Annotated in this window: 7 protein-coding genes; 2 read left to right on the top strand and 5 right to left on the bottom strand. The window is 69.6% G+C overall.

The window, feature by feature from the left end; translation table 11 throughout:
- Positions 1–217 (top strand): IS3 family transposase (locus tag J4Z35_RS02600; RefSeq protein ID WP_208065336.1); only part of this gene is annotated, 217 nt, incomplete at its 5' end.
- Here the strand turns inward: J4Z35_RS02600 and J4Z35_RS02595 are convergent.
- The gene (locus J4Z35_RS02595) at positions 172–900 is read right to left on the bottom strand and encodes a transglycosylase family protein (RefSeq protein ID WP_074041134.1); all 729 of its coding nucleotides are present in this window, start codon (positions 898–900) and stop codon (positions 172–174) included. The genes J4Z35_RS02600 and J4Z35_RS02595 overlap by 46 nt on opposite strands.
- Positions 901–1,189: 289 nt before the next feature.
- On the opposite strand from J4Z35_RS02595, the gene J4Z35_RS02590 reads away from it, so the two are divergent.
- Positions 1,190–2,011: a response regulator transcription factor gene (locus tag J4Z35_RS02590; protein WP_074041133.1), complete on the top strand. Its 822-nt coding sequence runs from the start codon at positions 1,190–1,192 to the stop codon at positions 2,009–2,011.
- A gap of 97 nt (positions 2,012–2,108) precedes the next feature.
- On the opposite strand, the gene J4Z35_RS14670 is transcribed toward J4Z35_RS02590, so the two are convergent.
- From J4Z35_RS14670 to J4Z35_RS02570, 4 genes are all read right to left on the bottom strand, one after another.
- Positions 2,109–2,477 (bottom strand): transglycosylase family protein, encoded by a 369-nt coding sequence (locus J4Z35_RS14670; protein WP_083604028.1) that lies wholly within the window; start codon positions 2,475–2,477, stop codon positions 2,109–2,111.
- 152 nt (positions 2,478–2,629) lie between these two features.
- Complete coding sequence (locus tag J4Z35_RS02580; RefSeq protein WP_074041132.1) at positions 2,630–3,268, bottom strand: hypothetical protein; 639 nt, start codon at positions 3,266–3,268, stop codon at positions 2,630–2,632.
- Between the two features lie 259 nt (positions 3,269–3,527).
- Positions 3,528–4,784, bottom strand: coding sequence for an acyl-CoA desaturase (locus tag J4Z35_RS02575; protein WP_074041131.1), 1,257 nt, complete (start codon positions 4,782–4,784; stop codon positions 3,528–3,530).
- A 187-nt stretch (positions 4,785–4,971) separates the two neighbouring features.
- Positions 4,972–6,084, bottom strand: coding sequence for a ferredoxin reductase (locus J4Z35_RS02570; RefSeq protein WP_083604027.1), 1,113 nt, complete (start codon positions 6,082–6,084; stop codon positions 4,972–4,974).
- Positions 6,085–6,418: the final 334 nt, after the last annotated feature.

Raw genomic sequence — 6,418 nt, 5'->3', positions numbered from 1 at the left:
GGTGAACGGCTACTACAAGGCCGAGTTGGTTCGCGGGCCCACCCGCTCGGGACCGTGTAAGCCGGTGGAGGATCTGGAGCTCGCGACGCTCGGCTGGGTGCACTGGCACAACACGCAGCGCCTCCACGGATACCTCGGAGACGTCCCACCCGCCGAGTTCGAGAACGCGTTCTATGCTGTCCCCAACGACAGCAATCTGCTGATCGGAATCAAATAGCGCGAGTCTCCATCAGACCCAGGGCGCTTCAGGGCGGGCTTGCCGTGCGCCTTCGCCTTGCCCGGGTGCGCCGCCTTCGTGCTCGCGGTGCTGCTCTTCGAGTTGGACACGCTCGTCGTCGTGCTCGAGCTGTTGCCCGTCGAGCTGGACGCGCTCGACGCCTTCGTGCTCGTGGACGTCGTCGTGCCCGACGTGGCGCTCGTGCTCGGCGAGGTGCTCGTCGACGAGCTGGAGGTGCTCGTCGTGGGCGCGCTCGTCATGCTCGACCAGCAGCTGCTCGAGGCGGCCCAGGGCGACGTCCCGGCCTGGTTGTAGAGCTCGAGGGCGGCGGCGTCCTGCACCGACGCGGGCGCCGAGGCGGCCGTCGTGTAGCCGGCGGCGGCCGACAGGCCCTTCCACGTCGAGTTCAAGAACTGGTAGGCGCCCGAGGCGCCACTCGAGGCGTTGACGGCCTGGTAGTTGCCGCCGCTCTCACAGGACTTGATCTTGGCGAGCACCGATGACGCGGACGACGAGGACGTCGACGTCGCGGCGCTCGCGGTGGAGGCCAGGCCCGCACCGGCGACGCCGACGAGCGCGATTCCGCTCGCGAACGTCATGGCGCGTTTGCGCTTCTGCTTGGGTGCGGCGTCCGTGATGTCGTGCGAACGGATCGGGTCGGTGGTGGCGTCGAAGTGGGTCATGACTGTTCCTCTCGTCGGTCTGTTGACGTCATCCACCGTGCCGACGCTTCGTTGCGGGCGGCTGACGCGACTCTGACGGCGACGAAACGTTGTGAGCCTGCTGTGAGGCGTGCCGTCATCGCATCCTGTCGACGGCGGGCGGCTCTGATCGCTTGTGGGGCAACATTTTTCGACAGAAGCACCGCGTCGCGGCGAGCCGCCGGGCGAGGGTCCGTCGGTGCCTCAGAGAGGGCGCGTGACGGCCGGCGTTCTTATCGAAATCAAAGGCGAGGTTCTTAGCGTCGCCGTCATGAAGGCACTCATCGTCGACGAATCCGGCCGCACGTCGGCACGTCTGCAGCCGGCGCTCGCGCAGGAGGGGTACGTCGTGCAGGCGGCCTCTCAGCGCGGCGAGGCGCTGTGGTTGGCGAGCGAGGCGGAACCCGACGTCATCGTCATCTGCAGCGCCCGACCCGGCACGCACGACGTCCCCGTCGTCACCGCCCTGCGCGGCGACGGCGAGCGCGCGCCGATCCTCGTCATGGCTCGCCGCAGCGAATCGGCCGACCTCGTCGACGTGCTCGACGCGGGCGCCGACGATGTCGTCACCTCACCCGTGCCGTTCGCCGAGGTCGCCGCGCGTCTGCGAGCTCTGACGCGCAGGGCCCCGCACCTCGTCGAGGACGAACTGCGCGTCGGGACCCTCCGTCTGGATCGAGCGGCGCGCGTCGCCGTCAGGACGCTCGACGACGCCACCACGGGTGACGCCGGCAGCGATCACGCCAGCATCGGTGGCGCCCTTGCCGAGCCGGGCGGGGCCACCACCCGCGACGTGGTGAGCGGCGCGCAAGGGGGTGAGGTGGCGATCGACCTCACCGCCCGCGAGTACGCCGTCCTCGAACTGCTCATGCGCAACGCGGGGCACGTGGTGTCACGCGCGCGCATCGTCGACGATGTCTGGGGCGGGCTCGATGCGGCGACGTCGAACCTCGTCGACCAGGTCGTCAGCCATCTGCGGCGCAAGCTCGACCGCCCGTTCGGTCGCCACGACATCACGACGGTGCGTGGCGTCGGCTACCGCATCGTCGACTCAGCCGCTCAGCTCGACGGTGTCGTGCGACGCGCGTCCTGACGGGCCCCACCCCCGGCCTGCCCGGGCAGCACGACGCCCCCGTCAGGACAAACCCTGACGGGGGCGTCACCGGCACGACACATCGTGCCGAGAGGTCTTACGTGGCCCAGCAGCTGGAGCTGGCGGCCCAGGGGGAGGTGCCGGCCTGGTTGTACAACTCGAGGGCTGCGGCGTCCTGCACCGACGCGGGCGCGTACTTGGCCTTCGAGTAGCCCTTGGCGGCGGAGAGACCCTGCCACGTCGTGTCGAGGAACTGGTAGGCGCCCGAGGCGGTCGACGACGGGTTCTGCGCCTGGTAGTTGTTCGAGCCCTCGCAGAACTTGATGGCGGCGAGCGTGCTCTGCGCGCCCGAGCCGGTCGCTGCGGAAGCGGTGCTCGCGAGGCCGGCTCCTGCGGTGCCGACGATGGCGACTGCGCCGGCCAGGGCGGCGGCGCGGTGACGGATGTTCATGGTCGAGTGCGACATGTGGCGTCTCCTCGGAAAGTGTGAGCGGGCACGAAGTGGTGTTGCTCCGTGCGGGTTCTCCACCTGTCTAATGACCGAGCCCCGGCCCGCCGCAAACGCGCGACGCCCGCCGAGCCGTGGCTCGACGGGCGTCACCCGGGAAAAGCGTTGCGTCAGCGCGATGCTCGGCGACGCATGACGAGCGTCACACCCGCCGCAGCGAACGCGAGCGCGGCAGCGCCCGTCAGCGCGCCGGTGTTCGACGACGGCGCGACGCGGTCGGTCTGGACGACGGGGCCGGCCGGCTTCGACGAGGCGTGGGACGCGCCCGGCTTGTGCGGCATCCCGCCCGGCATCTGCGGCATGCCGGACATGCCCATGAGCGTGGTGAACCAGGCGTCCCACTGTGCTTCGGACGCGTTGGCCGACGGCGGCTTCGGCAGGCCGAACATCGTGGCGACCTTGCCGGCCCACGCGTCGTACTCGGCGTCGGAGGCGTCCATCGCGGGCAGTGCCGGCAGGCCGAGCAGCTTCACGACGGCCTTGACGTACGTGTACGCCTGCGCGTCCGTGGCGTTCTCACCCGGGAAGGGCGGCAGGCCGAGGGCCTTCGACGCCTGCTGGAACCACGCCTCGATCTGCGCGTCCGTGGCGTTCTCGCCGGGGAACGGCGGCAGCTTGGCAGCCAGCTGCTCGATGGTGGCGGGCATCGTCGGCTTCGGGGCAGGCTGCTCGGCGAGGGCCGGAGCGGCGAACGAGACAGCGACGAGCGCGGTGCCGAAACCGGCGGCGACGCGGGAGGTGAGTGACACGTGAGTCACCTTTCGATGAAGGCCCGCGAGGCTCGGTCTCGAGCAGATCGGGCATGCACAGCCCATTATGAGCTACTTCACAGGGTGGCGGCGACTCGGCGAGCTGTGCGCTCAGCGGATACGCGAACTATCGCGCCCAGTTGCGACGGCAACGTGCGGGTTGGGTGCTCCCGCGCGCTCACACGCCCGTCCGACGGAGCGTGCGAACCCGCACTCCCGTCGAGACAGGACGTGCGGGTTCGTCGAGGGGCAGAGGCGATCAACCGGCGCGGTAGGCGGCCCATTCGTCACGTGTCGGGACTGCGAGGACGCAGATGTTCTTCCACGTCGAGCCGAGCTGACGCCCGAATCGTCCCGTGTTGTACGGCAGGCCATAGCGTTCGCAGATCTCGCGCACCTTGGGGGCGACCTCGATGTAGCGGTTGCTCGGCAGGTCGGGGAAGAGGTGGTGCTCGATCTGGTGGCTGAGGTGGCCCGTCAGCGTGTGGAACGTGCGGGTGCCGGAGATGTTCGCCGAGCCGAGCATCTGCCGGATGTACCAGTCGCCGCGCGTCTCGCCGTCGATCATGCGTTCGTCGAAGGTGTCGACGCCGTCGGGGAAGTGACCGCAGAAGATGACGGCGTGCGCCCAGACGTTGCGCAGCGCGTTCGCCGCGACGGTGCCGCCGAGCGCGCGCAGCGCCGTCGAACGGAAGTTCGTCGGTCGTCCGAGGGCCTTGCCGACGAGCGCGCCAACGGTAGCCGCAGCGAGCGGCGTCGCGACGTAGTCCTTGGAGACCATCGCGATGGCCTTGTCGCGCAGCGCCGCGATGTCGGCCATGACGGCCTCGCGCGACTTGTACCCGGCCTTGTACTGATCCCACTCGATGTCGTAGCTCGCGATGCCCCATTCGAACATCGGCGCGAGCACGAGGTTGACGAGCGGGTTCGCGAGGTCGCGCGGCTTCCACGGCTGGTCGTCGCTGACGCGCAGGATGTTGTAGCCCACGTCGCGGTCCTTGCCGATGACGTTCGTCCACGTGTGGTGCAGGTCGTTGTGCGTGTGCTGCCAGCCGCGGGCGGGCGCGACGAAATCCCACTCCCACGTCGTCGAGTGGATGTCGGGGTCGCGCATCCAATCCCACTGGCCGTGCAGGACGTTGTGGCCGAGCTCCATGTTGTCGAGCACCTTGCCGAGCGCGATGAGGCCGACGCCGGCGCTCCACGCGATCTTCGAGCGGCTGCCGATCATGCAGACGCGGCCCGCGAGTTCCGTCGCACGCTGGATCTTCACCATGCGCTTGACGTACGCAGCGTCCTTCGCGCCGCGCTCGGCGAGCACCTCGTCACGGATCGCGTCGAGTTCGGCGCCGAGGCGTTCGACGTCGTCGTCACTGAGGTGCGCGGCCGTCGGCGGGCGCACGGCGAGGTGGCCGTGCGTCGGCAGGACGCCGGTGCGCTTGTCGGGCTTCGCGGCCGCGCGGGCCGTCTTCGAATCGGCGGCGCCGGGCTTGAGGGCGTTGAGGACGGATGTCATGAGCTGAACTCCTGGTCGGGTTCGTTCTCGCCGGATTGGGAAAGAGGACGTGAGGTGGCCGCGCGTCCGGTCAGCGCGGCGTGACGGGGCGTCGAGGGGCTGACGACGCAGCGGGATCGTGCGCTCAGGGCGGGCGCGTCGGGTCGGCGGAATGCGCCGTGGGTGGTCATGGTGACGTCATCGCTACTCACGCGTCGAGGTGGACCGGGCCCACGGCGGCGCTGATGCAGGTCTGGATGAGTTCGCCCTCGTCGGAGCACAGTTCGCCCGACGACAGATTGCGCACGGTGCCGCTGACGAGCGGCGTCAGGCAGGTACGGCAGATGCCCATGCGGCACCCGGACGGAAGCAGGACGCCTGCGTCCTCGCCGACCTCGAGCAGCGTCGTGTTGCCCTCGGCGCTCGCCTCCTTGTCGGACTTCTCGAACGTGACGACGCCGCCGCGCGCGTCGGGGTCGGCGAACAGGGTCGGGGCGAAGCGTTCGACGCTCAGCTCGTGCGGCAGATCCTCGCTGTGCCAGAGACGTTCGGCGTCGTCGAGCATCTCCTGCGGCCCGCAGACGTACGTCTTGCGGCTGCGCCAGTCGGGGCAGAGCGTGTCGAGGTCGTGGGTAGTCGCGAGGTCGAGGCGGCCTTCGTGCTCGGTGAAGCGGTGCACGAGCGTCAGGCTGTGGTGTGCGTCGTTCATCTGCGTGAGTTCGTCGAGGAACAGCGTCTCGTCGGGGTTGCGCGAGGAGTGGATGACGACGACGTCCGCGTCGCGCCGCTGCGGCAGCAGGGTGCGCAGCATCGACATGACGGGCGTGAGGCCGCTGCCCGCCGTCAGCATGAGCAGGGGGCGCGGGCCGGTGGGCAGGAGGAAGTCGCCCTGCGGCGGCGCGAGGAACAGCACGTCGCCGGGCTCGGTGTGGTGCACGAGGTGGCTCGAGACGCGCCCGACTGCGGTGACGGTGATCGCCGGGTCGTGGCCCTCGGCGGTGACGAGGGAGTACGAGCGCCAGTTGCGCACCCCGTCGATCTCGACGCCGATGCGCGCGTACTGGCCGGCCTTGTGCGCGTCCCACGTGCCGCCGGGTGCGAACTCGATCGTGGCCGAGTTCGCCGTCTCATGGCGCACGGCGGTGACGACGCCGCGCAGCTGACGGCTCGAGACGAGTGGGTTGAACAGGCGCGCGAACTCCTGCGGCGGCGCCGGCGTCGTGAACACCTCGGCAGCGCGCCACGCGGCGCGCTTGAGCAGCGGGCCGCGGCGCGGGGTGCCTGACGAGCGGGCAGGGCGCGGTGGCAGAGCGGAGTTCACTCAGACATTGTGCCTCTCACAACTGACAAAAGCTTCCGCCGCCGGGGTGAGCAGCTCTGGGACCTTCGTCTCTGTGGGCGAACTGGCGGGTTCGGTGTGGCAGCGGCGAGGGCGTGGCTGACGGGGTGCTCGGCGCTCGCCGACCCCGGCGCGATCTTGTGTCATCAACGCGTGAAATGGCGCGCGTTCATGACACAACATCCAGCAGGCTTGACGAGATGACGAACGTTCACCCTCGCAGATCGCAAAGTCATCCCCTCATGGCGCCATGCCACCGTCCTCGGTGATGGGATGGCCATCAGCGACATGACGTAAATCGGTCTGTGGTGGGGGA

Origin of the sequence: Dermacoccus sp. NHGro5, assembly GCF_017565385.1 — a bacterium.
In the GTDB taxonomy this organism is placed as follows: domain Bacteria; phylum Actinomycetota; class Actinomycetes; order Actinomycetales; family Dermatophilaceae; genus Dermacoccus; species Dermacoccus nishinomiyaensis.
This window is presented reverse-complemented; position numbering and strand designations above follow the sequence as displayed.

What these genes read in the sequence shown, in the direction of transcription:
- J4Z35_RS02595 (WP_074041134.1), bottom strand. Translation starts at nt 900, where the DNA reads ATGACCCACTTCGACGCCACCACCGACCCGATCCGTTCGCACGACATC.
- J4Z35_RS02590 (WP_074041133.1), top strand. Translation starts at nt 1,190, where the DNA reads ATGAAGGCACTCATCGTCGACGAATCCGGCCGCACGTCGGCACGTCTG.
- J4Z35_RS14670 (WP_083604028.1), bottom strand. Translation starts at nt 2,477, where the DNA reads ATGTCGCACTCGACCATGAACATCCGTCACCGCGCCGCCGCCCTGGCC.
- J4Z35_RS02575 (WP_074041131.1), bottom strand. Translation starts at nt 4,784, where the DNA reads ATGACATCCGTCCTCAACGCCCTCAAGCCCGGCGCCGCCGATTCGAAG.